22 protein-coding genes are annotated in these 26,324 nt (G+C 67.4%); 13 read left to right on the top strand and 9 right to left on the bottom strand.

Features of this window, described 5'->3' with window-relative positions; genetic code table 11:
• Window positions 1–5: 5 nt before the first annotated feature.
• Genes AC5P9P_RS14980 through AC5P9P_RS14995 form a run of 4 tightly spaced genes read right to left on the bottom strand, consistent with a single transcriptional unit; the run spans window position 6 to window position 5,365 of the window.
• Window positions 6–713, bottom strand: coding sequence for a DUF4159 domain-containing protein (locus AC5P9P_RS14980; protein ID WP_033834596.1), 708 nt, complete (start codon window positions 711–713; stop codon window positions 6–8).
• On the bottom strand, window positions 713–2,047 hold the full coding sequence (locus tag AC5P9P_RS14985) for a TldD/PmbA family protein (RefSeq protein ID WP_005407529.1): 1,335 nt from the start codon (window positions 2,045–2,047) through the stop codon (window positions 713–715). Before AC5P9P_RS14985 ends, AC5P9P_RS14980 begins: the two co-directional genes overlap by 1 nt.
• A gap of 21 nt (window positions 2,048–2,068) precedes the next feature.
• Complete coding sequence (locus tag AC5P9P_RS14990; RefSeq protein WP_033834597.1) at window positions 2,069–3,703, bottom strand: TldD/PmbA family protein; 1,635 nt, start codon at window positions 3,701–3,703, stop codon at window positions 2,069–2,071.
• A 30-nt stretch (window positions 3,704–3,733) separates the two neighbouring features.
• Window positions 3,734–5,365 (bottom strand): TldD/PmbA family protein, encoded by a 1,632-nt coding sequence (locus tag AC5P9P_RS14995; RefSeq protein WP_495232901.1) that lies wholly within the window; start codon window positions 5,363–5,365, stop codon window positions 3,734–3,736.
• A 426-nt stretch (window positions 5,366–5,791) separates the two neighbouring features.
• On the opposite strand from AC5P9P_RS14995, the gene AC5P9P_RS15000 reads away from it, so the two are divergent.
• Window positions 5,792–6,406 (top strand): DUF938 domain-containing protein, encoded by a 615-nt coding sequence (locus AC5P9P_RS15000; RefSeq protein ID WP_111173312.1) that lies wholly within the window; start codon window positions 5,792–5,794, stop codon window positions 6,404–6,406.
• Between the two features lie 73 nt (window positions 6,407–6,479).
• On the opposite strand, the gene AC5P9P_RS15005 is transcribed toward AC5P9P_RS15000, so the two are convergent.
• A complete protein-coding gene (locus tag AC5P9P_RS15005; RefSeq protein WP_495232902.1) occupies window positions 6,480–10,166 on the bottom strand; it encodes an indolepyruvate ferredoxin oxidoreductase family protein in 3,687 nt (1,228 codons plus the stop codon).
• 171 nt (window positions 10,167–10,337) lie between these two features.
• Here AC5P9P_RS15005 and AC5P9P_RS15010 point away from each other — a divergent pair, with 171 nt between their 5' ends.
• Window positions 10,338–10,973, top strand: coding sequence for a tetratricopeptide repeat protein (locus AC5P9P_RS15010; RefSeq protein ID WP_005407536.1), 636 nt, complete (start codon window positions 10,338–10,340; stop codon window positions 10,971–10,973).
• Between the two features lie 122 nt (window positions 10,974–11,095).
• Here the strand turns inward: AC5P9P_RS15010 and AC5P9P_RS15015 are convergent, their stop codons facing one another.
• Window positions 11,096–12,580, bottom strand: coding sequence for an AAA family ATPase (locus AC5P9P_RS15015; protein WP_033834601.1), 1,485 nt, complete (start codon window positions 12,578–12,580; stop codon window positions 11,096–11,098).
• A 123-nt stretch (window positions 12,581–12,703) separates the two neighbouring features.
• On the opposite strand from AC5P9P_RS15015, the gene AC5P9P_RS15020 reads away from it, so the two are divergent.
• From AC5P9P_RS15020 to AC5P9P_RS15060, 9 genes are all read left to right on the top strand, one after another.
• Window positions 12,704–13,333 (top strand): nucleotide-binding protein, encoded by a 630-nt coding sequence (locus AC5P9P_RS15020; protein WP_005407538.1) that lies wholly within the window; start codon window positions 12,704–12,706, stop codon window positions 13,331–13,333.
• A 49-nt stretch (window positions 13,334–13,382) separates the two neighbouring features.
• The gene (locus tag AC5P9P_RS15025; RefSeq protein ID WP_005407539.1) at window positions 13,383–13,859 is read left to right on the top strand and encodes a SixA phosphatase family protein; all 477 of its coding nucleotides are present in this window, start codon (window positions 13,383–13,385) and stop codon (window positions 13,857–13,859) included.
• A gap of 4 nt (window positions 13,860–13,863) precedes the next feature.
• Window positions 13,864–14,481, top strand: a complete 618-nt coding sequence (locus AC5P9P_RS15030; protein WP_005407540.1) for a YceI family protein — start codon at window positions 13,864–13,866, stop codon at window positions 14,479–14,481.
• Window positions 14,478–16,526, top strand: coding sequence for a phospholipase D family protein (locus AC5P9P_RS15035; protein WP_005407541.1), 2,049 nt, complete (start codon window positions 14,478–14,480; stop codon window positions 16,524–16,526). Before AC5P9P_RS15030 ends, AC5P9P_RS15035 begins: the two co-directional genes overlap by 4 nt.
• A gap of 10 nt (window positions 16,527–16,536) precedes the next feature.
• The gene (locus AC5P9P_RS15040; RefSeq protein WP_005407542.1) at window positions 16,537–16,971 is read left to right on the top strand and encodes a hotdog fold thioesterase; all 435 of its coding nucleotides are present in this window, start codon (window positions 16,537–16,539) and stop codon (window positions 16,969–16,971) included.
• A 120-nt stretch (window positions 16,972–17,091) separates the two neighbouring features.
• Complete coding sequence (locus AC5P9P_RS15045; RefSeq protein WP_024956258.1) at window positions 17,092–17,883, top strand: lysophospholipid acyltransferase family protein; 792 nt, start codon at window positions 17,092–17,094, stop codon at window positions 17,881–17,883.
• A 52-nt stretch (window positions 17,884–17,935) separates the two neighbouring features.
• A complete protein-coding gene (locus AC5P9P_RS15050) occupies window positions 17,936–18,925 on the top strand; it encodes a YheT family hydrolase (RefSeq protein ID WP_181453280.1) in 990 nt (329 codons plus the stop codon).
• 56 nt (window positions 18,926–18,981) lie between these two features.
• Window positions 18,982–21,051 carry a tetratricopeptide repeat protein gene (locus AC5P9P_RS15055; RefSeq protein ID WP_111109048.1) on the top strand — a complete coding sequence of 690 codons (2,070 nt, stop codon included), beginning with the start codon at window positions 18,982–18,984 and terminating at the stop codon, window positions 21,049–21,051.
• Window positions 21,052–21,061: 10 nt separating this feature from the next.
• Complete coding sequence (locus tag AC5P9P_RS15060) at window positions 21,062–21,673, top strand: YbhB/YbcL family Raf kinase inhibitor-like protein (RefSeq protein WP_005407546.1); 612 nt, start codon at window positions 21,062–21,064, stop codon at window positions 21,671–21,673.
• A gap of 36 nt (window positions 21,674–21,709) precedes the next feature.
• Here AC5P9P_RS15060 and AC5P9P_RS15065 read toward each other — a convergent pair whose 3' ends face one another.
• The 3 genes from AC5P9P_RS15065 to AC5P9P_RS15075 all read right to left on the bottom strand — a co-directional run bounded on the left by AC5P9P_RS15065 (window position 21,710) and on the right by AC5P9P_RS15075 (window position 24,015).
• Complete coding sequence (locus tag AC5P9P_RS15065; RefSeq protein ID WP_049432642.1) at window positions 21,710–22,177, bottom strand: META domain-containing protein; 468 nt, start codon at window positions 22,175–22,177, stop codon at window positions 21,710–21,712.
• Between the two features lie 142 nt (window positions 22,178–22,319).
• On the bottom strand, window positions 22,320–23,147 hold the full coding sequence (locus AC5P9P_RS15070; RefSeq protein ID WP_495232903.1) for an META domain-containing protein: 828 nt from the start codon (window positions 23,145–23,147) through the stop codon (window positions 22,320–22,322).
• Between the two features lie 73 nt (window positions 23,148–23,220).
• The gene (locus AC5P9P_RS15075) at window positions 23,221–24,015 is read right to left on the bottom strand and encodes an undecaprenyl-diphosphate phosphatase (RefSeq protein WP_024956253.1); all 795 of its coding nucleotides are present in this window, start codon (window positions 24,013–24,015) and stop codon (window positions 23,221–23,223) included.
• A 223-nt stretch (window positions 24,016–24,238) separates the two neighbouring features.
• Between AC5P9P_RS15075 and glnA the strand changes: the two genes are divergently transcribed.
• Window positions 24,239–25,648: a type I glutamate--ammonia ligase gene (glnA, locus tag AC5P9P_RS15080; RefSeq protein WP_005407550.1), complete on the top strand. Its 1,410-nt coding sequence runs from the start codon at window positions 24,239–24,241 to the stop codon at window positions 25,646–25,648.
• 323 nt (window positions 25,649–25,971) lie between these two features.
• Window positions 25,972–26,310 carry a P-II family nitrogen regulator gene (locus AC5P9P_RS15085; protein ID WP_004134334.1) on the top strand — a complete coding sequence of 113 codons (339 nt, stop codon included), beginning with the start codon at window positions 25,972–25,974 and terminating at the stop codon, window positions 26,308–26,310.
• The last annotated feature ends 14 nt before the right edge of the window (window positions 26,311–26,324 follow it).

Below are 26,324 nucleotides of genomic sequence, written 5' to 3' on the forward strand. Positions count from 1 at the left end.
TCCTATCAGTTGTTCAACGCGTACATCACGATGTTGACGCCGAAGCGGGTGTTGTCTTCGGCCAGGAAGCGCTTGTTGCGCCAGTCGTAGTCCCACTCGCAGCCGTAGTCCTTGTTGCTGTACAGCAGGCCCAGGCGGCCGTCGACCTCGATGCCCTTCAGGTAGTCGTGCACCAGGTCGTCGCCCCAGCCGTTGAGTTCGAAGCTGGTGGCAGGCGGGCCATCCGGGAAGCGGAAGAAACTGCGGTACAGCGGGTGGCTGTTGGGCAGCTTCTGCAATGCCCTGGGCCCGAACAGGCGACCCATCTGCGCCTCGAACGAGGTAGCGAACAGGCCGTCGATATCGTGGTTGCAGTCGTCGACGAAGACGAAGCCGCCATTGCGCACGTAGCGCACGAAGTTCTGCCGCTCGGCGGCGTTGAACTCCACCAGCGTGTGCCCGGCCAGGTAGCAGAACGGCGCTTCCAGCATGCGTGGGTCGGCCAGCGCCACCACGTGTTCCTGCGGGTCCACGCGCAGCGAGGTGTAGTCGATCAGCGAGGTGATCAGGTTGGACGGCATGCGCGCGTCCACGTCCCAGTCACCGGAGTCGTACTGAAGGCGGGTGAACCAGAAGTCGTAGCGCGAACTGCGCGGGCCTGCCTGTGCCCAGGTTGGCAGCGCCGCCGCCGAAGCGGCAGCGGCCAACCAGCGCAGGCAGGCCCGGCGATCCATCAGACCGCGTCGGACAGCGAAGTGAAGGTGAAATCGCGCAGCTTCATCGGCGGGATCATCATCACGTAGCTGGATTCATCACCGGCCACGCGCACCGGCTTGCCCAGCTCTTCGATGTTGTTGAGCATGATCACCGGCGATTCGTTGAAGCGGAAGTTCTTCACCGGATGCTTGATCTGGCCGTTCTCGATGTAGAAGGTGCCGTCGCGGGTCAGGCCGGTCAGCAGCACGGTCTGCGGATCGACCATGCGGATGTACCAGGTGCGGGTGACCAGGATGCCCTTCTGGGTGCCGCGAACCAGTTCGGCGGTGCTCTTGTCGCCACCGCTCATCAGCAGGTTGCCCGGCGACGCCTTGGCGGTCTTGCCCTGCTTCTGCGCCCAGAAGCGCGAGTAGTCCAGGTTGGCGATCCTGCCGTTCTCGATGATGGCCATGCGCTCGCGGGGCAGGCCCTCGTTGTCCCACGGCAGCACCGGTGCGTCCGGGTGCCATGGGTCGGCGATCATGGTCACGCGCGGGTCGTAGACCTGCTCGCCCAGCTTGTTGCCGCCGCCCTTCTTGGACAGGAAGCTGCGGCCTTCATCGGCCGAGCGTGCGCTGAAGAAGTTCATCATGAAGCTGATCAGGCCGGCCGCCGCAGCCGGCTCCAGGATCACCGTGTACTTGCCCGGTTCCAGCGCTTTGGCTTCGGCCGATTCGGTGGCCTTGCGCATGGCGATGCGGATGTCCTGGTCCGCCTTGAAGTCAGCCGCATCCTTCAGGTTGCGGCCGACCCAGCCCGAACCACGGCCATCCTCGGTGCGCACGGTGCAGGTGTAATTGAAGTTGGTGGTGCGCTGGTAGGCGAAGTTGCCGTTGCTGTTGGCAGTGGCCTGGAAGCCCTGGCCGTCTTCGAGGAAGCCGGCGGCGATCAGGCCATGGCCACGGCAGGGCGCGATTGAATCTGCGGCAACCTTGGCACGGAACGCCGGATCGATCGCGGCAGTGGATTCGCTGAAGGTGGGGCTGGCGCGGTAGGTCTGCTTGCCGATGGCCGGCATGAACTCCGGGTTTTCCGGGGCCAGGCGGGCCAGGTCTTCGGCACGGCGCACCACGCGTTCCAGCGCGGCATCGTCGAACTCGTTGATCGAGGCCGTGCCGACGCGCTTGCCGAAGGCAACGGTGACCGCCAGTTCGGTGTTGTCGACGATGCCGCTGGTGGAGACATTGTTCAGTGCGAAACGGATGTTGCCGTCGATCGCGCCGGCCAGCACGGCGGTGCATTCGTCGGCCTTGGACAGGGCGATGACCTTGTCGAGGATGGCCTTGGCCTGGGCTTCGGTGAAGATACTCATGGTGTAAGGGCTCCTGACCGATCAGCCGAGGCTGCGTGCGGTGTTGATGACGTTGATGCCGTTGAAGCGCGCGGTGGACGAACCGTGCGAGACCGCCGAGACCTGGCCCGGCTGGCCCTTGCCGTCGAAGAACGAACCGCCCAGGCGGTAGTCACGCTCGTCGGCCACGGCGGTGCAGGCGTTCCAGAACTCCGGCGTGCGGATCTGGTAGGCCACGTCTTCCAGCATGCGGGTGATCTGGCCGTTCTTGATCTCGTAGAACAGCTGGCCGCCGAACTGCGCGTTGTAGCGCTGCTGGTCGATCGAGAACGAACCATCACCGATGATGTAGATGCCGTTCTCCACGTCCTTGATCAGGTCCGGCACGCTCAATGGCTTCTTGCCCGGTGCCATCGACACGTTGGCCATGCGCTGGAACTGCACGCTGGACCACGAGTCGGCATAGCAGCAGCCGTCGGACTCGGTCTTGCCGAGGATGTGGGCCTGGTCGCGGATGGTCTGGTAGTCCACCAGCTTGCCGTTGCTGATCAGGTCCCAGCGCTTGCACTTCACGCCTTCATCGTCGTACGCCACTGCGCCGAGGCTGCCCGGCTGGGTCTTGTCGGCGAAGATGTTGACCAGTTCGCTGCCGTACTGGAAATGCTGTTCGCGCTTGTCCAGGGTGGCGAAGCTGGTGCCGGCGTAGTTGGCCTCGTAGCCAAGCACGCGGTCCAGCTCCAGCGGATGGCCGATCGACTCGTGGATGGTCAGCCAGGTGTGCGACGGGTCGAGCACCAGGTCGTACTTGCCCGGCTTCACCGACGGTGCCTTCAGCTTTTCCTGCGCCTGCCTGGCAGCGGCGATGGCGTCTTCCTTCATGTCGTAGGAAGAACTGTAGTTGACCACGCCATTGGGGCCGACCACCTTGCCCGCGGCGGCGCCATCCAGGTACTCGTAGCCCAGGCCCATCGGCGAGGACAGGCCCGAACGGGTGCGGAACTTGCCGCTGGACTTGTCGATGGCGGTGACCGTCATCGGCGCCCAGATACGGTGCACGTCCTGGTCGATGTAGGAGCCGTCGGTGGAGGCGAAGTACTTCTGCTCGTTGACCAGGAACAGCATCGAGTTGACGAAGCTGGCACCGGCGCCCATTGCGGCGGCGTTGACGTCCAGCAGCAGGCCGACCTTGTCCTTGATCGGCACGTCCATCGCATTCTTGCGGATCGGCGTGCGCCAGCTCACCTCACCGACGCCCGGCGCCTTGGCCAGCTGCACCGGCGCGGTCTGCACGCCGGCATTGGCCTTGGCGATCGCCGCCGCCTGCTGCGCGGCCTTGGCCACATCGGCCGTACCCAGCGCATTGGTGGCGGCAAAGCCCCAGGCACCGTTGACGATCACGCGGATGCCCACGCCGGTGGACTCGGTGTTCACCACGTTCTGCACCTTGTCCTCGCGGGTGATCACGAACTGCCGCAGGTAGCGGCCGATGCGCACGTCGCAGTAGGTGGCGCCGGCCTGGCGGGCGGCGGCCAGCGCCGCATCGGCCAGGCGCTTCTTCAGCCCCAGGTCCAGCGAGCTCTGCAGCTGTTCGGCGGCGATCACCTTGCCGAAGAAGGAGGGCACGATCAGCCCGCCCGCGGTAAGCCCGGTCAGGGCCAGGAAGTCACGTCTTTGCAAGGCTGCTCTCCATGTCGAAGGATGGGTGGCTCAAGCGCCGAGACTGCGCGCGGTGTTGATGATGTTGATGCCGTTGAAGCGGGTGGTGGACGAACCGTGCGAGACCGCCGAGACCTGGCCGGGCTGGCCCTTGCCGTCGAAGAACGAACCGCCCAGGCGGAAGTCGCGTTCATCGCAGATGGCGGTGCAGGCATTCCAGAATTCCGGCGTTCGGATCTGGTAGGCCGCATCCTCGACCATGCCGGCGATCTTTCCGTCCTTGATCTGGTAGTACAGCTGGCCGCCGAACTGCGCGTTGTAGCGCTGCTGGTCGATCGAATACGAACCGCGGCCGTGGATCCAGATGCCGTTCTCCACGTCCTTGATCATGTCCTCGACGCTGAACGGCTGCTTGCCCGGCGCCAGGGAGACATTGGCCATGCGCTGGAACTGCACGCTGGACCAGGAATCGGCATAGCTGCAGCCATGCGATGCATCGCGGCCGAGGATATGGGCCTCGTCGCGGGTGGCCTGGTAGTCAACCAGGATGCCGTCGCGCACCAGGTCCCAACGCTGCGTCTTCACCCCTTCATCGTCGTAGCCGACGGCGCCGAGGCTGCCCGGCTGGGTCTTGTCGGCGAAGAAGGTGACGATGTCGCTGCCCCAGCGGAAACCCGCATCGCGCTTGTCCAGGGTGGCGAAGCTGGTGCCGGCGTAGTTGGCTTCGTAGCCGAGCACGCGGTCCAGCTCCAGCGGGTGGCCGACGTTCTCGTGGATGGTCAGGAACAGGTTGGACGGGTCCAGCACCAGGTCGTACTTGCCGGGCTTTACCGACGGCGCCTTCAGCTTCTCGCGGGCATGGCGGGCGGCCGCGATGGCGTCCTCGACCGGGTCGTAGGAATCGCGGTAGGCGGTGATGCCGCCGGGCAGCTGCACCTTGCCACTCGCATCGCCATCGAGGAACTCGTAGCCCATGCCCATCGGCGAGGACAGGCCAGCGCGGGTACGGAACCTGCCGCTGGCCTTGTCGATGGCGGTGGCGGTGAACGGCAGCCAGATGCGGTGGATGTCCTGGTCGATGAACGAGCCGTCGCTGGAGGCGAAGTACTTCTGTTCGTTGACCAGGAACAGGGTGGAATTGATGTAGTCGGCACCCGCATTCAGCGCGGCGGCGTTGAGCGCCAGAAGCAGTTCGACCTTGTCCTGGATCGGCACCGCCATTGCGTTCCTGCGGACGGGCGTCTGCCAGCGCACCTCACCGACCGAGGGTGTCGGCGCCAGCTGCACCGGCCGGGTCTGGATGCTGGCGTTGGCACGGGCGATCGCCGCAGCCTGCTCGACCGCAGCGCGTACGGCGGCCTCGGTCTGCTGATGGGTCGCGGCGAAGCCCCAGGCGCCGTTGACGATCACGCGCACGCCCACGCCGGACGACTCGCGGTTGGTCACATTGCCGACCTGGTGTTCGCGGGTGATGACCGACTGGTTGAGATAGCGGCCGATGCGGACATCGCAGTAGCTGGCCTTGGCGGTGCGTGCGGCGGCCAGCGCCACGTCCGCCAGGCGCCTGCGCTGGACGGTATCGACCGGGGCAAGCAGCTGCTCGGCGGCGATGGCACGGGAATGCGGCAGCAGCAGGCCCGCCAGGCCCAGACCGGAAAAAGCCAGGAACTCACGTCGTTGCACAGCGTTTCTCTCTCTCGCTTGCGTGCGGTTGGCAATGGGCCGGACCGATCACGTCAACTCCTCGACTTTCGCCAGCGCGGGGCGTGGGGACAAGTGACTGCAGTCATGGTTGGGGGTGTTTCGGCAGGGCTGCGCCCTGCACCTGCTCAGAGCCGGAGCAACAGCAACAGCAACAGCGGGCTTGCTGAGGGATGGCGGGGCGGTGTGGGTGGGCAGGACACGCCGTAAACCCGTCCCTGGGGCTCGATGGCGCCCTCCATGGCGCCAACGGTCCTGCCCACCTACCCCGCCATCCCACAGCAAGTCCGCTGTTGCTGTTGCTTTGGCTGTTGCCGTTGCTCCGGCTTCTGCGGGTGCAGGGCGCAGCCCTGCCGAGCAACACCCCCTCGTGCACAATGGAGCCGACCCCGCCTGGACCCCGTCCTGATGTCGAGCAAGCCGTATTCAGAAGCCTGCGAGCGCAACCGCGAACCCATCGCCACCGCACTCGACCCGTGGATGGGCGACCGCCGTCGGGTGCTGGAGATCGGCAGTGGCACCGGCCAGCATGCGGCCTTCTTCGCCGAGCGCTGGCCGTGGCTGCGCTGGCAGCCCAGTGATCATCCGGACCATCTGCCCGGCATCGAGGCCTGGCGTGCGGAGACCGCGCTGCTGAACCTGTTGCCGCCGCTGGCGTTGCAGGTGGAACTGCCACCGGCGCCTGGGCTCAGCCTGCCACAGGGCAGCACGTTCGACGCCGCATTCAGCGCCAACACGCTGCACATCATGAGCTGGGAACACGTGCAGGCACTGTTCGCCGCGCTGCCACCGGTGCTGCGTCATGGTGCGCTGCTGGCGGTGTATGGCCCGCTCAACTACGGCGGCCGCTACACCAGCGACAGCAACGCGCAGTTCGATGCCTGGCTGAAGGCACGTGATCCGCGCAGCGGCATCCGCGATAGCGAAGCGGTGCAGGCGCTGGCCGCCGACCACGGATTCACCCGACTGGGGGATGTGGCGATGCCGGCCAACAACCGCCTGTTGCTGTGGCGGCTGGGCTGAACCGCCGGTAGTACCGGCCGCTGGCCGGCAACCCATTGCCAGGAGGGATGCCGGCCAGCAGCCGGCACGCCCATCAGGCCACCTGCACGATGTGCAGTGCCTTCGGGTTCCGCCACTGCGCCAGCAGCGTGGCTTCCCGCGCCTTGGCCTGCGCGAAGTGGGCTTCCTTGACGTGGCCGAAGCCGCGGATGTGTTCGGGGATGCTGGCAATCTCCACCGCCAGCGCCAGGCGGTCGTCATCCAGGCCATCCAGCAGCACCTGCACGGTCGCCTCGTAGTCACCGATCAGCTTGCGCTCCATGCGACGTTCCTCGGTGCGGCCGAACACGTCGAGTCGGCCGCCACGCAGGAACTTCAGTTTCGCCAGCAGGCCGAACGCCTTGAACATCCACGGGCCGTATTCCTTCTTCAGCAACCGGCCCTGCTCGTCCTTCTTCGCGAACAGCGGCGGCGCCAGGTGGAAGCGCAGCTGGTAATCGCCCTCGAACTGCTGCTGCAGGCGGCGCTGGAAGTCACCGCTGGTGTACAGGCGGGCCACTTCGTACTCGTCCTTGTAGGCCATCAGCTTGAACAGGTAGCGGGCTACCGTCTCGGTCAACGCAGTGGAACCGCCGATGCGCTCGGCTTCGGCGGCGCGCACGCGCTCGACCAGGCTGCGGTAGCGGTTGGCATAGGCAGCATCCTGGTAATCGACCAGGAAGGCGGCGCGACGCTCGATCATTTCGTCCAGCGAACGCGACAGGCGTGCGTCGTCCAGCGGCAGGAATGCCACGTCGCCACCGTGCGAGGGCAGGCCACGCAGCTCGCGTTCGTCGCCGGTGTTGCGCGGTGCCGCGGTCGCACCCCATTCATTGCCTTCCCACTCGCCCGGCGGCAGCGGGTGCAACGGGCCGGGGGTGGACTCGGTATCGGTGTGGCGGTTGCGCACCAGGCCGGCGGCCTGCTGCACGGCCTGCGGGTCGACCACCGCCAGGCGGCCCCAGGCAAAGGCCTGCTGGTTCATCGCCACGGCGGCGCCATTGAGTTCGATGGCGCGCATCAGCGACTCGAACGACAGCGGCACCAGGCCCTGCTGCCAGGCGTAGCCGAGGATGAACAGGTTGGCGGCGATGGCATCGCCCAGCAGCGCGGTGGCCAGCTGGGTGGCATCGAGCAGCAGCGGCTCCTGGCCGCCCAGGGCTACGCGCACACCGGCGATGATGTCGGCGGCGGGGAACTGCATGTCCGGACGGGTGGTGAACGTGCCCGGCATCGCTTCGTAGGTGTTCAGCACCACCTGCGAACGGCCGGCGCGCACCTTCGAAAGCGCCCAGTAGTCGTTGACCACCACCATGTCGCAGCCCAGCACCAGGTCGGCTTCACCGGCGGCGATGCGCACGGCGTGGATGTCATCCGGGCGGCGTGCGATGCGGATGTGCGTGGTCACCGCGCCACCCTTCTGCGCCAGGCCGGTCTGGTCGAGCACGGTCGCGCCCTTGCCTTCCAGGTGGCCGGCCATGCCCAGCAGTGCACCGATGGTCACCACGCCGGTACCGCCGACGCCGGTGATCAGGATGTTCCAGGGTTGTTCCAGCGTGCCGCGGATGGTTGGTGCCGGCAGATTGTCCAGCAGCGTGGAGGCATCGCGCTTGCTGTCCTTGCGCGGCTGGCCACCGTGTACGGTGACGAAGCTCGGGCAGAAGCCGTTCACGCACGAATAGTCCTTGTTGCAGTTGGACTGGTCGATCTCGCGCTTGCGCCCGAACTCGGTTTCCTTCGGCAGCACCGACACGCAGAAACTCTTCTTGCCGCAGTCGCCGCAACCTTCGCAGACCAGCGAATTGATCAGCACCCGCTTCTGCGGATCTTCCAGCTTGCCGCGCTTGCGGCGGCGACGCTTCTCGGTGGCGCAGGTCTGTTCGTAGATCAGGATCGAAACACCCTTCACTTCGCGCAGGCGCTTCTGCACCTCCTCCAGTTCGCTGCGGTCGTGGAACTCCACGTCGCTGGGGAAGTGCTCGCGCTGGCCGGTCCACTTGCCGATGTTGTCCGACAGCACCACGATGGTGTGGATGCCTTCGGCGCGCATCTGCCGTGCGATGTCGGGCACGCTCAGCGGGCCGTCCACCGGCTGGCCGCCGGTCATCGCCACCGCGTCGTTGTAGAGGATCTTGTAGGTGATGTTGACGCCGGCCGCGACCGCCTGGCGGATCGCCAGCGAGCCGCTGTGGAAATAGGTGCCGTCGCCCAGGTTCTGGAACACGTGCGGGGTATCGGTGAACGGCGCCTGCCCGGCCCAGGTCACGCCTTCGCCGCCCATGTGGGTGAAGGTGTCGGTGCTGCGGTCCATCCAGGTCACCATGTAATGGCAACCGATGCCGGCCAGTGCCCGCGAGCCTTCCGGCACCTGGGTGGAGGTGTTGTGTGGGCAACCGGAGCAGTAGTGCGGCACGCGCGGGAAGCTGGCGCGCGGCAACGCAAGCTCGGCCTCCTTCTGCTGCATCCACTGCAGGCGTTGTTCAATGGATTCGTTGTTGAAGAACTTCTGGATGCGGCGGCCGATCACGCCGGCGATGGTGGCCGGGGTCAGTTCGCCGGTGGACGGCAGGATCCATTCGCCACTCTCGTCGTACTTGCCGACGATGGACGGGCGCTGGCCCCAGCTGGCCGGCCAGTTGAAGAACTGTTCCTTCATCTGGCGCTCGATGAAGGCACGCTTCTCCTCCACCACGATGATGTCTTCCAGCCCCTGCGCGAAGCGCGCGATGCCCTGCGGTTCCAGCGGCCAGGTCATGCCGACCTTGTACACGCGGATGCCGATGTCGGCGCACGCGGCTTCGTCCAGGCCCAGGTACTCCAGCGCCTGCAGCACGTCCAGGTAGCTCTTGCCGGTGGTGACGATGCCCAGCCGCGCGCGCGGCGCATCCATCACCACCTTGTCGATGCCGTTGGCGCGGGCAAAGGCCTGCGCGGCCTTCACCGCATAGCGGTGCAGGCGCATTTCCTGGTCCAGCGGCGGGTCCGGCCAGCGGATGTTGAGGCCACCCGACGGCATCTCGAAGTCTTCCGGCAGCACGATGCGGCGCGCCATCGGATCGACCTGCACCGACGCCGACGATTCCACCGTCTCGGCGATCGTCTTGAAGCCGACCCAGCGGCCGGTATAGCGGCTCATCGCCCAGCCCAGCAGGCCCATGTCGAGGATGTCCTGCACGCCGGCCGGGTTCAGCACCGGCATCATCGCGCTGACGAACTCGTCCTCGCTGCCATGCGGCAGGGTCGAACTGCGGCAGGCATGGTCATCGGCGGCCAGTGCCAGCACGCCACCATAGCGCGAGGTGCCGGCCGCATTGGCATGCTTGAACACGTCGCCGCAGCGGTCCACGCCCGGTCCCTTGCCGTACCACATGCCGAACACGCCCTGCACGTTGGCGCCGGGGAACAGGTTGGTCTGCTGGGTGCCCCATACCATGGTGGCGCCCAGGTCCTCGTTCAGGCCGGGGGTGAACTTCACCTTGGCCGCTTCCAGATGCTTGCGCGCGCGCCAAAGTTCCAGGTCGAAGCCACCCAGCGGGCTGCCACGGTAGCCACTGACGAAGCCGGCGCTGTCGATGCCTTCGGCGGCATCGCGCAGGCGCTGCATCAGCGGCAGCCGCACCAGCGCCTGCACGCCACTCAGGTAGATCCGCCCCTCGTTGCGGGTGTACTTGTGGTCGAGCGTGTAATCACGGTCGAGCAGGTCGGCGGAGGAGGGCGAAGTGAGTTGCGCGGTACTGGTCATGGCTGGCCCGGTAGGATCGGCTGGCACCGGCCGCGTGCGGGCACGCGGCGGGAAAGGCGCGAATTGTAGCAGCGGGGCCGTGGTGGGCCCGGCACTCGCGCCCGCGCCGCTGCTGGGGTTAGGATCGGGGCGAGAGAGGGAGGCTGCGGTTGTGCAGCCTGGGGAGAAGGGATGTCAGTTCCAGGAAAGATCCTGGCCAGCGTGCTGCTGGCCTCGGGAGCGGCCACGGCGTGGGCCGCGCCGGCCATGCCGGCACCACAGGAGTTCTACTTCGACAGCGACCTGGCGGCGGCACCGATGGTGGCGATGCAGGGCGAAGGCGATGAGCTGGTCACCCAGCTGGTGAGGTTGCGCGAGCGCGGCCGGCGCGCGGTGGAAGCCACCGTGCAGCTGGCTTCGGTGGCCAGCACCCAGGGCCGTGCCGAGCTGGCCGACCAGCTGTATGGCGAGGCCCTGAAGGAGGCGCCCGCACAGAGCAGCGCGGGCCGTAGCGTGCGTTGGAACTATGGCTGGGACCTGCTGCGCCAGGGCAAGCCGGAGGCGGCGCTGGAGCAATGGTTGTCGTCGGCCGGCAATGCGCGCAGCAAGCCCAGCTGGGTGCCACCCACGTACGCGCTGGCCCTATGGCGGATGGGGCAGAAGCAGGAGGCCGTGCAGTGGTATGCCGCAGCAGTGCGTACCGAGCCGTCGCAATGGAGCACCAGTGCCAATTACGCGCAGCTGCTGCCGCAGTGGCGCGAGGATGAGCGCGCGTCGTTGGCCGAAGTGCAGCAGGCCTGGGCGGCGGCCCCGCCTGCGTGGCCCTGAGGGAGGGGTTCGGCCGGGTTTACGGCGTCCCCCGCGAATCCACCCCGCCCGGCCAAGCGCGGCTTCTGATGTTCACAGCCAACCAGCCGCCACGAGGGGCTGCGCCGTTCGCTGGAAACCCCTCAATCGTCCGCGGAAACCGTCCGCCCCGATGCCCACGCCCGCAGCGCCTCGACCTGCTCGGCCATCAGTACCGACAGCGGCCGCGTCGCACGGATCTCGTTCATCAGCAGCTCGGTATCCAGTGGCCGGCCTTCGGCGTGCGCCGCATACAGCCCGGCCACGATCGCCTGCTCGATCTCCGCACCTGAGAAACCATTCGCCGCGGCCGCCAGCGCTGGCAGCGCGAAGTCGTCGGCATTGAGCTGGCGCCGACCCAGATGCAGCCGCAGCAGTTCCACGCGCACCTCCGGCGAAGGCAGGTCAACGAAGAAGATCTCGTCGAAGCGGCCCTTGCGCAGCAGCTCGGCGGGCAGCTCGTGCACCTGGTTGGCGGTGGCCACGATGAACACCGGTGCCTTGCGCTCGGCCATCCAGGTCAGCAGGTAGCCCAGCACGCGGCGTGACACGCCACCGTCCTCGCCACCGCTGGCCAGGCCCTTCTCGATTTCATCCATCCACAGCACGCAGGGCGCCAGCTGCTCGGCCGAGGCCAAGGCCTGGCGCAGGTTGGCCTCGGTCTCGCCGTGGTACTTGTTGTACAGCGCGCCCACGTCCAGGCGCAGCAGCGGTACGCCGAAACCGGCGGCGGTGGCCTTGGCCAGCATCGACTTGCCGCAACCCTGCACGCCCAGCAGCAGCATGCCGCGCGGTGGGTCCAGCCCGGCCGGTGCGGAGCCAGCGATGAACGCCACACGCCGCTGGTTGATCCAGCGCTTGAGCCGGTTGGCGCCGGCCACGTCGCCGAACCGCGCGCTGTCATGCTCGAAGAACAGGTGGCCGCTGCGGTTGAGCAGCTCGAACTTCAGCCGTGCCAGCTGCGGCAGGTCGTCGTCGCGCAGCGCGCCGTCGGCGTAGATCAGCTGCCGGGCGATGCGCCGGGCATCGACCAGGCTCAGGCCCTGCAGGTTCTTCAGGATCTTCTTCACCGCCTCGCTGTCGACTTCGACGCGGCGGCCGCCGTGTTCGCGGGCGTAGGCATCGGCCTCCTCGCGCAGCATCTTCAGCAGGGCGTTGGCATCGGGCAGGCGCGGGTTGAAGCGGACCGCCAGCGCTTCCAGCTCGGCCGGCAGTTCGACCTTGGCGCCGATCAGCACCAGCACGTGCGGTTCGCTGTGGCGGCGCTGGATCAGGTCGCGCAGGGCGCGCTGGTGGCTGGCATAGCCCAGGTAGGGGTGGAAATCGAGCAGCAGGTAGACCCCGCGCTGCCCGGCCTGGCGGATCATCTGCAGGGCCGCGCTGGCGTCGGGTGGCCCGGCCGGCGGATCTTCGCTGTCCAGGTCGATGCGGCGCAGGCCCTCGGTGATCGACCACCGGTGCAGCGCCCGCCAGACGTGCATCAGCGTCTGCCGGAACAGGTCGACGATGCGACCCTCGTCCTGGGTCTCGATCACGATCAGGGGGGTGTTGGCGCGGATCAGTGCGCTCAGGTCCTGCAGCTCGCTCATGCCGGTTCGATCCTTCGGGGGCGCCACGATAGCAAAGGCGATGGCCGCAGGTTCAGCGCGGTGCTACCTCCCGTCACCACCGCCGGTGTACGCTCGGGGCACGTACCCGGAAGCGAGGCTGGCATGAAGACGATCCTGGTGGCCGGTTCCAAGGGCGGGGTGGGCAAGACCACCGTCGCCACCCACCTGGCCGCGTACGCGGCATTGCAGGGCAGGGCCACGGTGATCGCCGACGCCGACCCTCAGGGCTCCAGCACCCGCTGGGCGCAACGGCGGGCCGGGCTGGAAAGCGCGGTGCTCCCCATTGATGTGTATCGAAAGAAGCAGTGGGCGCAGAAGCTGCCCGATGGCACCGAAACCGTCATCATCGACGCACCGGCGGGCGCGTTGGCCGACGATATCCCCCATTTCCTTGACGCTGCCGACGCGGTGGTGGTGCCGGTGCTGCCCTCGGCGCTCGACATCGAAGCCATCGTCGGCTTCCTCAACAGCCTGGCCCAGAACCCGCGGGTGCACAGCCGCAAGCTGCCGGTGGGGCTGGTCCTCAACCGCACCAAGCCCTGGACCCAGACCTCGCAGCAGGCGTTGCAGATGCTGGCCGAATGGCCGTACCCGGTGGTCGCGCAGCTGCGTGACAGCCAGAGCTACGTGGTCATGACCGGCCTCGGCCGCAGCCTGTTCGACTACCGCTCGGCCCAGGTGCGGGAGCATCAGGCCGACTGGGAGCCGCTGCTGTCCTGGCTCAAGCTTTGATGCCTGCGTCACTCTTCCTGCTGCATCCTCTTCTTCATGGAAACCCGCGATGCGTGAACTGATCCTGCTGCGCCATGCCCATGCCGAACCGGCTACCCCCGGCCAGGCCGACCTCGACCGGCCGTTGTCGCCGGTGGGGCTCGCCGAAGCCGAAGCCGCCGGCAAGTGGCTGAAGGAGAACAACCTGCTGCCGGACTGCGTGCTGTGCTCACCGGCGCGGCGTACCCGCGAAACCCTGGAAGCCGTGCTCGGCACCATCGGTTACGTGGAAAAGCGCCTGGAAGACCGCATCTACGAAGCCACCCCCGGCACCCTGGCGGCATTGGTGGACGACCGCCGTGATCTCGACCGGGTGCTGATCGTCGGCCACAACCCGGGCCTGGAGCGGCTGGTGGCGTTGATGACCGAGGGCACCAGCAGCGACTACCGCGGCATGCCGCCGGCCGGCATCGCCGTGCTCGGCTTCCCGCGCGAGGCCTCGATCGAGCCAGGCGTGGCCAGCCTGAACGCATTCTGGTGGCCGTGATCCGATGAGCCTGGCGCGGCGCAGCCGCTATCTGCTGCCCGCGCTGCTGGCACTCGGCCCGGCCTGGGCGGCCGTGCCCACGCCGACCACCCTGCCACCGGTGGTCGCCGAAGCGCACCGGGTAATGCGCCTGGATACCCAGCGTTCGCAGATCGGCTTCGAGGTGCGCACCCGTTTCGGGCAGCGTATCGAAGGCCTGTTCCCGCACTTCGAAGGGCGCATCGAGATCCTCTCCGACGGCCGCCACCAGGTGCATCTGAAGATGTTCACGCGCTCGGTCGAGATCCCCGGCAAGGCGCGCTATACCGGATGGATGCGCGGCGAGGAGTTCTTCGATGCCGGCCGCCATCCGGTGGTCGAGTTCGACTCGCTGCCGTACTGGCCGGAAACCGTGGAGAGCGGTGGCGACATCAACGGCCGGCTGACCCTGCGCGGGATCAGCCACCCCGAGACACTGAAGGTCGAGAAGGCGGAGTGCGCCCGACCCGGCTATGATTGCGACGTCGTCAGCCGCGGTACCGTGCAGCGAGGCCGGTATGGCATGGACAGCTGGCAGCTTGCCTTGAGTGACCGAGTGACTTTCGTATTGCGTGCGCGCCTGAGCGAGGCGCCGAAACCGTGAACCTCCTGCTGCGTGTACTGGCGCTGGCAACCGTGTTGCTGGGCAGCGGTTGTGCATCGCTGTCGAATGCCGAGCGCGACCGCGCCGAGGCAATCGCCGTGCAGGCACGTTCGACCGTGGTCGACTGCCAGCGTGCAGACCGCTGTGCACAGGATTCGCCGCTGCGGGCGCTGGCCGGCCGGGCGTTCACCGAATCCACCCCGGAACGACCGCGCCACTACGCCACCCTGCTCGATGAGGGCGAGGGCGCCCTGGTCGCACGCCTGAACCTGCTGCGCAGCGCCACCCGCAGCATCGACCTGCAGACCTACATCTTCGACAAGGACGACAGCGCCCGTCTGGTCATCGACGAACTGCTGGCCGCATCGCGGCGCGGGGTGAAGGTGCGGCTGCTGATCGACCAGCTCTCGGCGATCTCCGACCTGCAGATCCTCGGCGCCCTGTCCGGCGCCCACCAGAACTTCCAGCTGCGGGTCTACAACCCGACCTTCGGCAAGGCCCGGCTGAACTACTTCGACTATGCCGGCAGCGTGCTGTGCTGCTTCCGCCGGTTCAACCAGCGCATGCACAACAAGCTGCTGGTGATCGACGATGCGATCGGCGTGGTCGGTGGCCGCAACTACCAGGACGACTATTACGACTGGGACCGCGAGTACAACTTCCGCGACCGCGATGTACTGATCGCCGGCCCGGAAGCACGTGCGATGGCGGCCAACTTCGACGCGTTCTGGCGCGCACACCGCAGCGTGCCGGCCGAGCGCCTCAACGACGTGGGCCGCACGTTGCTGCGCGAGGGCGTGCCAACGCTGCCGCCGGCCAGCTTCCGCCGCCCGGAACGGGTACAGCGGGTCAGTGCCGAAGCCAACGACACCGAGTTCGTCACCCGTTCCTTCGTCGATACCGCGCTACCGGTGGCTTCGGTGCGCTACGTGGCCGATCTGCCACGCAAGCATCGCCGCGAGAAGGCCGATGCACCGCTGGCCGGCCAGCATGTGACCGAGCCCCAGCTGGATGCGCTGATCGCCAGTGCGCAGAAGGAAGTGATCCTGCAGACGCCGTACCTGGTACTGTCCAAGCCGGCGCAGAAGCTGTTCCGTGAACTGCGCAAGCGCCCGCAGCCACCGCGCGTGGTGGTGTCCAGCAACAGCCTGGCGGCGACTGACAACCCGATCGTGTATGCGTTGTCGTACAAGTACAAGCGGCGCAACATGCGCGAACTGGGCTTCAACATCTTCGAATACAAGCCGTTCCCGCTGGACGCGCCGGTTGACTACCGCAACCTGCTGCCCGACCCGATCGCTGCGCCCGGGGGGGAAGACGAAGGCGGTCGCAATCCGCTGATCGGTGGCAGTGCTGCCGGCAGCAACGCACGCGGTGGCAGCAGCAGTGGTTCGGATGCCGGCAGCAGGCAGGGCCCGTTGAATCGCCACAGCGATGGTGCCTACGACAACGCACGCGCACGCCGTCGCGCCGCCGGCAGCGAGGTGGAAACGCGCCTGCTGCGCACCGAGACGCGGCCGTCGTTCCTGGGCAGCAAGGCGGTCAACAAGCCGTTGCCGGTCACCCGCAAGGGCGCGCGCATGGGCCTGCACGCCAAGTCGCTGGTGGTCGACCGCCGCATCGGCGTGGTCGGCACCCACAACTTCGATCCGCGCAGCGAGAACTACAACACCGAAGGCGCGGTGATCATCGACGACCCGGTTTTTGCCGAGGAACTGGCGCAGAGCATCCTGCGTGACACCCACCCACAGAACTCCTGGACGGTGGCGCCACGGGCGAAGCCACCGGTGCTGTCGGGGCTGAATTACAGCGTCGGCAAGGCCTCCGAAGCGCTGCCCATCCTTGATTTCTGGCCCTGGCGCTACGCCACCGACTACGAGTTCAAGCCCGGCCCGGAGTGCCCGCAGCCGCTGCCGCGGCAGGATCCTGATTTCCATCGCTGCTACGTCGCCGTCGGCGACTTCCCCGAAGTCAACGTCGGCCCGAAGTGGCTGCTGGTGCGCATGCTGACCGCATTCGGCGCCGGTCTCGTTCCCATCCTCTGAAGGTACCCGCATGGCCCAGGTGTTCCGCGAAGCCGTTTCCATCGAGCAGCTCAACGCGCTCAGCCGCAACACGGCGATTGAATCCCTGGGCATCGTCTTCAGTGCCGCCGGCGAGGACTGGCTGCAGGCCACCATGCCGGTGGATGAGCGCACCCGCCAGCCCTACGGCATCCTGCACGGCGGTGCCTCGGTGGTGCTGGCCGAGACCCTGGGCAGCAGCGCCGGCAACCTGTGCGTGGATACCGGCAAGCAGGTCTGCGTGGGCCTGGAGATCAATGCCAACCACGTGCGTGCCGTGCGCTCGGGCACGGTCACCGGCACCGCCCGCGCGCTGCACGTCGGCCGCAGCACCCAGCTGTGGGAGATCCGCATCGAGGACGAGCAGGGCCGCCTGGTATGCATTTCGCGGCTGACCCTGGCGGTGGTGGCTGCCGGTCACGGCTGAGCCCCCCTGGGGCTCGTTGACGGCAGCGGAACCCAGCGTTCCCCGCCGATTGCCCCGGTCGATGGCGGTTATGGCCTAAATCGGCTGGCAGCGATGACGGCCCTCCGGTATCGTGCGCGGATGACTTCCCCCACTCCGGCCCCCCGTGGCGGCGTGGCGCGTGTGTGCCGTTACCTGTACCGCGTACCGCTGCTGTTGGTCCACATCATCGTGTTCCTGCCGCTCATCCTGATCGGCATGCTTCCGCCGTGGGGCGAACTGCGCGTGGGCGAGGCGACCTTCGGCGCCAAGGTGGTCAACTGGTGGCAGGGCGGGCTGATGTGGATCTTCGGCTTCCGCCTGGTGCAGGTCGGCGCGCCGCTGCCCGGTGCCGTGCTGTTCGTGGCCAACCATGTCAGCTGGGTCGATATCTGCATCCTGCACAGCCAGCGCATGATGGGCTTCGTCGCCAAGCGCGAGATCGCCAGCTGGCCGCTGGTGGGTTGGCTGGCCGCGCGCGGCCAGACCATCTTCCACCAGCGTGGCAACACCGAATCGCTCGGTGGCGTGATGCAGGTGATGGCCGACCGCCTGCGCGAGGGCAAGGCCGTGGGCGTGTTCCCGGAAGGGCGGACCCGCGGCGGTCACGAAGTGGGCCCGTTCCACGCCCGCATCTTCCAGGCCGCGGTCGAGACCGGCGTGCCGGTGCAGCCGGTGGCCCTGGTGTACGGGGCGAAGGGCGACGCGCAGACCATCGTCGCGTTCGGCCCGAACGAGAGCTTCTTTGCCAATTTCCTGCGCCTGCTCGGCGAGCCGGCGCGACGTGCGGAAGTGCACTTCCTGGCGCCGATCGGTGCACAGGACCTGGAAGGCCGTCGGCGCATCGCGGAAACCTCGCGCGCGCGCATCGTGGCGGCCATGAGCGCCGGGTGAGGCTGCGGTGGCCCTGATCCCGCCACCTGTCCTGGACGCCGGTACGCCGACGCTGCATGCGGCTGACTATCAGCCGCCGCGCTGGCTGCGCAATCCGCACCTGCAGTCGATGCTCAGCTCCAGCCGCATGCGCCTGCAGCGCGGCCTGCTGCTGCTGGCGGCCACCGGTGCGGTCAGCGAAGAGCTGATCCTCGATGGTGGTGATGGCGTGCGCCTGCAGGGCTGGCACAGCCATGTCGAAGGCCGCGAGCCCAAGGGCATCGCCCTGCTGCTGCATGGCTGGGAAGGCAGTGCCGAATCCAGCTACATGCGCATGGCCGCCGCGCGCATGATCGAGCAGGGCTTCGACGTGGTGCGGCTGAACTTCCGCGACCACGGCAACACCCATCACCTGAACCCCGGCATCTTCCACTCCAATCTCATCGATGAAGTGGTGCACGCCGCGGGCGATATCGCCTTGCGCTGGCCGCAGCTGCCGCTGGTGGCCGCCGGTTATTCGCTGGGTGGCAACTTCGTGCTGCGCCTGGCCCTGCGCGCGCCGGCGGCCGGCGTGCCGCTGCTGCGCGTCGCCTCGGTGTGCCCGGTGCTGGACCCGGCGCTGACGATGGAGAGCATCGAGAACGGCCCGGCGATGTACGACTGGTACTTCCGCCGCAAATGGGCCGGCTCGCTGCGCCGCAAGCGCGATCTGTTCCCCGAGCTGAGCGACTGCGACGACCGCGTGCTGAAGCTGGACATCCGCGCGCTGACCGCCTGGCTGGTCGAGCGCCACACCAGCTTCGGTTCGCTGCAGGCCTATTTCGACGGCTACTCGATCGCCGGCGACCGCCTGTCGACCCTGCAGGTACCGGCCGACATCCTGATGGCGCAGGATGACCCGGTGATTCCGTACGCGACCTTCAGCAACTGGCAGCTGCCGGGCCAGGCGCGCCTGGAAACCGCCTGCTGGGGCGGCCACTGCGGGTTCATCGAAAACTGGCGCGGCGACGGCTTCTCCGAGCGCTGGGTCGCCCAGCGCCTGCAGCGGGTCCTGCAGGCCTGAACCGGCGACAGCGCGCAGCCCGCTACAATGCGGCTTTGCACTTGAACCGGACTGCCATGCAAGACCAGATCATCCAAGCGTTGCGCCAGAACCAGGCCGACCAGGCCGTGCAGCTGGCCCAGGCGTGGACCCGTGACGAACCCGGCCAGGCCAACGCCCACCGCTGGCTGGCGCTTGCGCTGCAGCAGCAGGGCAACGCCGAGGAGGCGATGGGGGCCCTGCAGCAGGCGCTGCGGCTGGCCCCGGACGACGCCCAGCTGCACCTGCAGCATGCCGGCCTGCTGCTGGCACTGCGCCAGTTCGAGGGTGCCGACGAAGCACTGGTGCGCACCACCGGCCTCGATCCGAACTCGTTCTCCGCCTATCTGATGCAGGCGCACCTGGCGATCGGCCGCAATGACTTCGACGAAGCTCAGCGCATCTCCACCCTGGCCGCGCGCGTGGAGCCGGACCATCCGGAACTGCTGACCATCGACGGCATGGTTGCACTGCGCCGCGGTGACGCCGACCGTGCACTGGCGCTGCTGTCGGCTGCCAGCAAGGCACTGCCGGACGATACCCGCGTGCTGTATGCGCTGGGCTTTGCCTATCTGGGCAAGGACATGCTGGCGTTTGCAGAGCAGTCGTTCCGCCGCGTGCTGGAACTCAATCCGTCGCTGTCCTCGCTGCATGGGCTGGTGGTGCAGCTGGCACTGCGCCAGGGCAACGTACCGGCCGCCGCCGAAGCGATGCAGGTGGCCCTGCAGCAGCCGGAGATGGACGTACCGTCGATGCGCCGCCTGGCGGGTGAACTGTCGCTGCGCAATGGCCAGCCGCTGCAGGCCCTGGACTACCTGCTGCCGCTGCTGGAGACGCAGCCGGAAGACCGCCAGGTGCTGCAGCTGCTGTTGATGTCATGGCAGCGCCTGGGGCGCGAGGATGAAGCACGTGCGCGCCTGGATGCGGTACTGGATACCGATGACCAGCTGCACGATGTGTGGCTGGCACGCCTGGCCATCGAGCAGGTGGGCAGTGAAAGCGCCGTGACCGCGGTAGAGCGCTGGATGGCGGCGATGCCCGCGCATCTGCCGGCCCTGGAGGCGCGCCTGCGCCTGCATGACATGGCCGGCGAACATGCTCAGGCCGAAGCGATCGCTGAACGCATCGTCAGCCTGGAACCGGGCCGCGTCAGCGGCGAGACCCGGCTGGTCGAAGGCCTGCTGCAGCGCGATCCCGCCGCCGCCGTGGCCCGCGTGCAGGCGCTGATCGAGCTGGCGCCGGAAGAGCATCGCGCCGACCTGCGGACGTGGATGGGCGAGATCCAGGACCGCGCCGGGCAGCCGCAGGACGCCCTGCGCACCTGGCTGTCGCTGCAGGCTGACCAGGCGCCGCAGCGCTTGCCACTGCCGCCACAGGCCAAGTCCCCGCCGAGCTGGCCGGACAAGGGCAGCATCGACGGCGATGCCAGCTCCGCGCCGATCTTCCTCTGGGGCCCGCCGGGTTCGGGCGTTGAGCGGGTGGCGACCGGCCTGGCTGCTGCCAGCCCGGTGCTGCGCAGCGACCGCTACACCAACACGCCGCCCGATGATGCGTTCCAGAACTACAACACATTGCAGGACCTGGCCTCAGGCGTGCTGACGCCGGAGCGGCTGGTGCAGCGCTGGCGTGAACAGCTGCCGGCACGTGGCCTGCAGAGCGACACCGTGATCGACTGGCTGCTGTGGTGGGACAACGCCCTGCTGTGGGCGCTGCGCCCGCAGCTGCCGCAGGGCCGCCTGGTGCTGGTGCTGCGCGACCCGCGCGACATGCTGCTGGACTGGGTGGCCTACGGTGCCGCCGCGCCGCTGGCGATGACGTCGCTGGCCGAAGCCAGTGAATGGCTGACCCGCGCGCTGACCCAGATCGCCACGCTGCATGAGGACGACCTGTACCCGCACGTGCTGCTGCGCATCGACCAGATCGGCAACGATCCGCAGGCGATGGCCGAACTGCTGGGCCGCCTGTTCGAGCGGCCGATGCCGCCGGCGGCACAGCTGGGAGCCCCGCGCCTGCCGGCCGGCCACTGGCGCAACTACCGCGACGTGATGAGCGCCGCCTTCGCCCAGCTCACCCCGGTTGCGGTGCGCCTGGGTTACCCGGAAGAGTGAGGAGAGTCCGATGCAGTTGACCAGCCACAGCCTGACCAACGGCGCACCGATCGATCGTGAGTTCGCCGCGGGCGACGCCAACGGTTTCGCCCCGGACCGCAACCCGCACCTGGCCTGGAGCGGGGCGCCGGCCGGCACCCGTTCGTTCCTGCTGGTATGCGTGGACCCGGACGTACCGACCGTGCCGGAGACGGTTGGCCGCAGCGACATGAGCGTGCCGCGCGACCAGCCGCGCTGCGATTTCGTGCACTGGGTGATGGCCGATATCCCGGCCACGGTGCAGGAGATCGCCGCCGGCAGCTGCAGCGACGGCTTCGTGGTGAAGGGCAAGCCCGCACCCGCCGGCCCGGCCGGCAGCCGCCAGGGCCTGAACGACTTCACCGGCTGGTTCGCGGGCAACCCGGACATGGCCGGTGATTACCTGGGCTATGACGGCCCGTATCCGCCGTTCAACGACGAGCGCATGCACCGCTATTTCTTCCGGGTATTCGCGCTGGACGTGGCGTCGCTGGACCTGCCGCAGCGCTTCACCGCCGCCGACGCGTACCGCGCCATGCACGGCCACGTGCTGGCCGAAGCCGCACTGCACGGCACCTACACGTTGAACCCGGCGCTGGGCTGAGCAGCACACAGGGAAGATGCCGGCCAGCGGCCGGCCCTACCTTCCATCCGCTTGCAGCGCCGCCGGTTCGAACACTGCGGTGTCGCCTCTCGCGTTGCGCAGCACCAGCGCGCCGCGGTCGTCAAGCGCAAGCGTCGGTGCCGAGCCTTCGCCGTGCATCAGCTTTCCGGCGAGCTTCTGCTGCGTGGGCAGTCTCTGATCGATGCATAGCGCTGTGGTCTGCACGCCGTTGCGCAGGATCAGCAGATTGCCCTGCAGCCGGTACTCGTTGCTGACGTGGTTGCACAGGTTCAACTCGCTCATGAAACCGGACTGGAAGCGCAGTGTGTAGGGCGCGCGACCGCGGACGAACAACGCGTCGATGCGCTTTCCTTGCGCGTTGGTGGCACGCACCAGTTGCCACAGGTGCGCTTCAAGCTGATAGGTGCTGGGCGTGCTGGCAGCGGCCACATTCGCGGACATGACGAGCAGCGCAGCAATGATGAGGACGGGGACGTGCTTCATGCCGATCTCCCGATGCATCCGGGTAGTGCCGGCCGCTGGCCGGCAGCATCCGTGTGTTGGCAGTGCCGCGCAGGGCAGCCGGCCAGCGGCCGGCCCTACCGACCATGAAGAAGGGCGGCCTCGCGGCCGCCCTTCCATCGTTTTATTTCTTCTCGATGGCCGACTCGACCACCATGTCCAGCACGTACGCCTGCGACGGCGCATCGGCCGGCGGGTTCTTCACCTCGTAGCGCTTCACGCGCACCACGTTGCGCACGCCGTCTTCGTGGGTGTAACCCTCGATGTTGCCGTAGAAGTTCTCGAACTTGCCCGGCTCGCCCTGCTTCAGGCCCTTGTCGTCGAACTTCACTTCGCGCACCTGCAGGCACTGGTAGTCCGGGATCAGCGGGTGCGAGCACTTCTCGGTCTTCGCAGCCACTTCCAGGAACACGGTTTCGCCGGCGCCGCCGTAGCGGGTTTCAGCGGTCGGTTCCGGGTTGAACACCAGCACGTCGCCCTTGGCGGTGGTCAGGGTCAGCTTGCCATCGGCATCCTGCTCGGCCTTCAGCTCGCCCTGCAGGCGGCTCGACACGGCCTCGTCCAGCGCCATCAGCGCCTTGTCGGTGCAGGCCATCATGGTCGAGGCCATCGCACTGACCGTCAGCTTGCCGTCGGCCAGGGTGTAGCCGCCACCCATGTGGTTGCAGGCGTTGCTGACCGACAGGCGGCCATCAGCGAAGTCCAGGGTGACCGGCTTGTCTTCGCGGGCGAACAGCGCGTCGATGCGCTTGCCGTCGGCGCCGGTGGCCTGCTGCAGCAGCCAGTGCTGGCTCTGCAGGCGCTGCGCATCCAGGTGCGCCAGCGTCTGCTGGTCTGCTGCCTTGGCCGCGGCCGGGGCCACGTCGTCGTCGCCTGTGCCGGCCGGTGCCGGGGTCTGGCTGCAGGCGGCCATCAGGGCCAGCGGGAGGAGCAGGGTGAGCTTGCGGTTCATGGTGATTCTCCTTGGGGAACCGTGGGGGAAACGGGGTAGGGCCGGCAACGGGGTTGCCGTGCCCCGGTGCTGTTCAGCTGCCGGACGGCAGCCACAGCAGCAGCGCCGCGCCCAGCGCGATGCGGTAGATGGCGAAGGCGGTGAACCTGTGCGACTTGATGTAGCCCATCAGCCACTTCACTACGACGAAGCCGGTGACGGCCGCGGCAAGGAAGGCTACGCCCACGTCGGTCCAGTTCTCGCTGCCCAGCTGCCCAGCCTTGGCCATTTCCAGGAAGGTGTAGGCGCTGGCGGCGAACATGGTGGGAATGCCGACCAGGAACACGAACTCGGCGGCGGCCGCGCGGCGGCTCAGGCCCAGCAGCATGGCCAGGAAGATGGCCGAGGCCGAGCGCGAGGTGCCGGGGAACACGCCGGCCACGACCTGCGCCAGGCCGACGCCGATCGCCACCGTCCAGGTCACCTGGTCGCGGTCGGGCAGGCGCGCGGTGTAGGCCTCCACCAGCAGCATCCAGACGCCACCGATGATCAGCGCCCAGGCCACCGGGCTGACCGTTTCCGGCAGCGACCAGCCGGCCTTGCGTACCACCAGGCCGACCACCGCGGTGACCAGGAACGCCGCGCCCAGCTTGAACACGTACTCGCGGTTCCCGCGCTGGTTGAAGCCGGTGGCCAGCTGCAGCAGGCGCTGGCGGAACACCAGTACCACGGCCACGATGGCGCCGGCCTGGATGACGATGTTGAAGAAGTCCGAACGGGCACCCAGCCAGTGCTGGGCGATGAGCAGGTGGCCGGTGCTGGAGATCGGCAGGAACTCGGTCAAGCCTTCGAGGATGCCCAGCAGCAGGGCGGAGAGCAGGTCGGACATGGACGGTGCGTGCACGCGCGGCGGAAGGAAGAAGGGCGAGAGGATAGACGATCCGCGCTGCACCAAACGGGTGCGTCTGGTGGTCGGTGCACTCGTTTGGTGCGCCGCGTTCTGCACCCGCACGGGGCGGCCTTCATGAAATCAATGACTTGCGGCATCTGAAAAGTTGGCACGGTCGTTGCTCTACCTCAGCAGGCATTCATCCCCATCCGAGGTCGTACCGATGTCCGTGGAAAACGTTGAGAAGCTGATCAAGGACAACCAGATCGAATTCGTCGATCTGCGCTTTGTCGACATGCGTGGTGTCGAGCAGCACGTGACCTTCCCGGTCAGCATCGTCGAACCGTCGCTGTTCGAAGAAGGCAAGATGTTCGATGGCAGCTCGATCGCCGGCTGGAAGGGCATCAACGAGTCGGACATGGTGCTGCTGCCGGATACCGCCAGCGCCTACGTCGACCCGTTCTACGCCGATCCGACCATCGTGATCAGCTGCGACATCCTCGACCCGGCCACCATGCAGCCGTATGGCCGTTGCCCGCGCGGCATCGCCAAGCGCGCCGAGGCCTACCTGAAGTCCTCCGGCATTGCCGAAACCGCGTTCTTCGGCCCGGAGCCGGAATTCTTCATCTTCGACTCGGTCCGTTTCGCCAATGAAATGGGCAACACTTTCTTCAAGGTCGATTCCGAAGAAGCCGCCTGGAACAGCGGCGCCAAGTACGACGGCGCCAACAGCGGTTACCGTCCGGGCGTGAAGGGCGGCTATTTCCCGGTTCCGCCGACCGACACCCTGCACGACCTGCGCGCCGAGATGTGCAAGACCCTGGAACAGGTCGGCATCGAAGTGGAAGTGCAGCACCACGAAGTGGCCACCGCCGGCCAGTGCGAGATCGGCACCAAGTTCAGCACCCTGGTGCAGAAGGCCGACGAACTGCTGCGCATGAAGTACGTGATCAAGAACGTCGCGCACCGCAACGGCAAGACCGTCACCTTCATGCCCAAGCCGATCGTCGGCGACAACGGCAGCGGCATGCACGTGCACCAGTCGCTGTCCAAGGGCGGCACCAACCTGTTCTCCGGTGACGGCTACGGCGGCCTGAGCCAGCTGGCGCTGTGGTACATCGGCGGCATCTTCAAGCACGCCAAGGCCATCAATGCCTTCGCCAACTCGGGCACCAACAGCTACAAGCGCCTGGTGCCGGGCTTCGAAGCGCCGGTGATGCTGGCCTATTCGGCCCGCAACCGTTCGGCCTCGTGCCGCATTCCGTGGGTCTCCAACCCGAAGGCGCGCCGTATCGAAATGCGCTTCCCGGACCCGATCCAGTCCGGCTACCTCACCTTCACTGCGCTGATGATGGCCGGCCTGGACGGCATCAAGAACCAGATCGACCCGGGCGCACCGAGCGACAAGGACCTGTACGACCTGCCGCCGGAAGAAGAGAAGCTGATCCCGCAGGTCTGCTCCTCGCTGGACCAGGCGCTGGAAGCGCTGGACAAGGACCGCGAGTTCCTGAAGGCCGGTGGCGTGATGAGCGATGACTTCATCGACGGCTACATCGCGCTGAAGATGCAGGAAGTGACCAAGTTCCGCGCGGCCACCCACCCGCTGGAATACCAGCTGTACTACGCCAGCTGACCGGATGCGATGGCGGTGGGTTTCCCCCTCCCACCCGCCGCCATCGCTTCCGTTTTCGCGGCTGGGGAGCCGCGGTCAGGTCGGGGTCGGATCCCGTTCGTTTACGAATGGGCTCTGACCCCTGATCCAGGGGCAAGAGAGAGACCGGATACGCGACCAGGGCCGCCCTCCCTCCCGCGTCGGTCGTGCAAGGAGAGAGGCACGGCCGTCCCGGCCCTGTACGTGTCCGGTGCAACAGCCACGGTCATCATCCTGATGACCCGTGGTTGCCTGATGCCAACGCGCGCTGGCGCGCTGGCCCCATCCACCATCGGGACATGCGCATGAAACTGATCTCCGCCATCATCCGGCCGTTCAAGCTCGACGAGGTCCGCGAGGCCTTGTCCGACGCAGGCGTGTCGGGCATTACCGTGACCGAAGTGAAAGGCTTCGGCCGCCAGAAGGGCCACACCGAGCTGTATCGCGGCGCCGAGTACGTCGTCGATTTCCTGCCCAAGATCAAGATCGAAACCGTAGTCACCGACGAGCGTGCCGATGCGGTGATCGAAGCGATCCAATCGTCGGCAGGCACCGGCAAGATCGGTGACGGCAAGATCTTCGTCACCGCCGTTGAACAGGTCATCCGCATCCGCACCGGCGAAATCGGTGCCGACGCGCTGTAACCCCTTTCCGGAGA

The organism is Stenotrophomonas sp. YJH_SMC_14-1 (assembly GCF_059372275.1).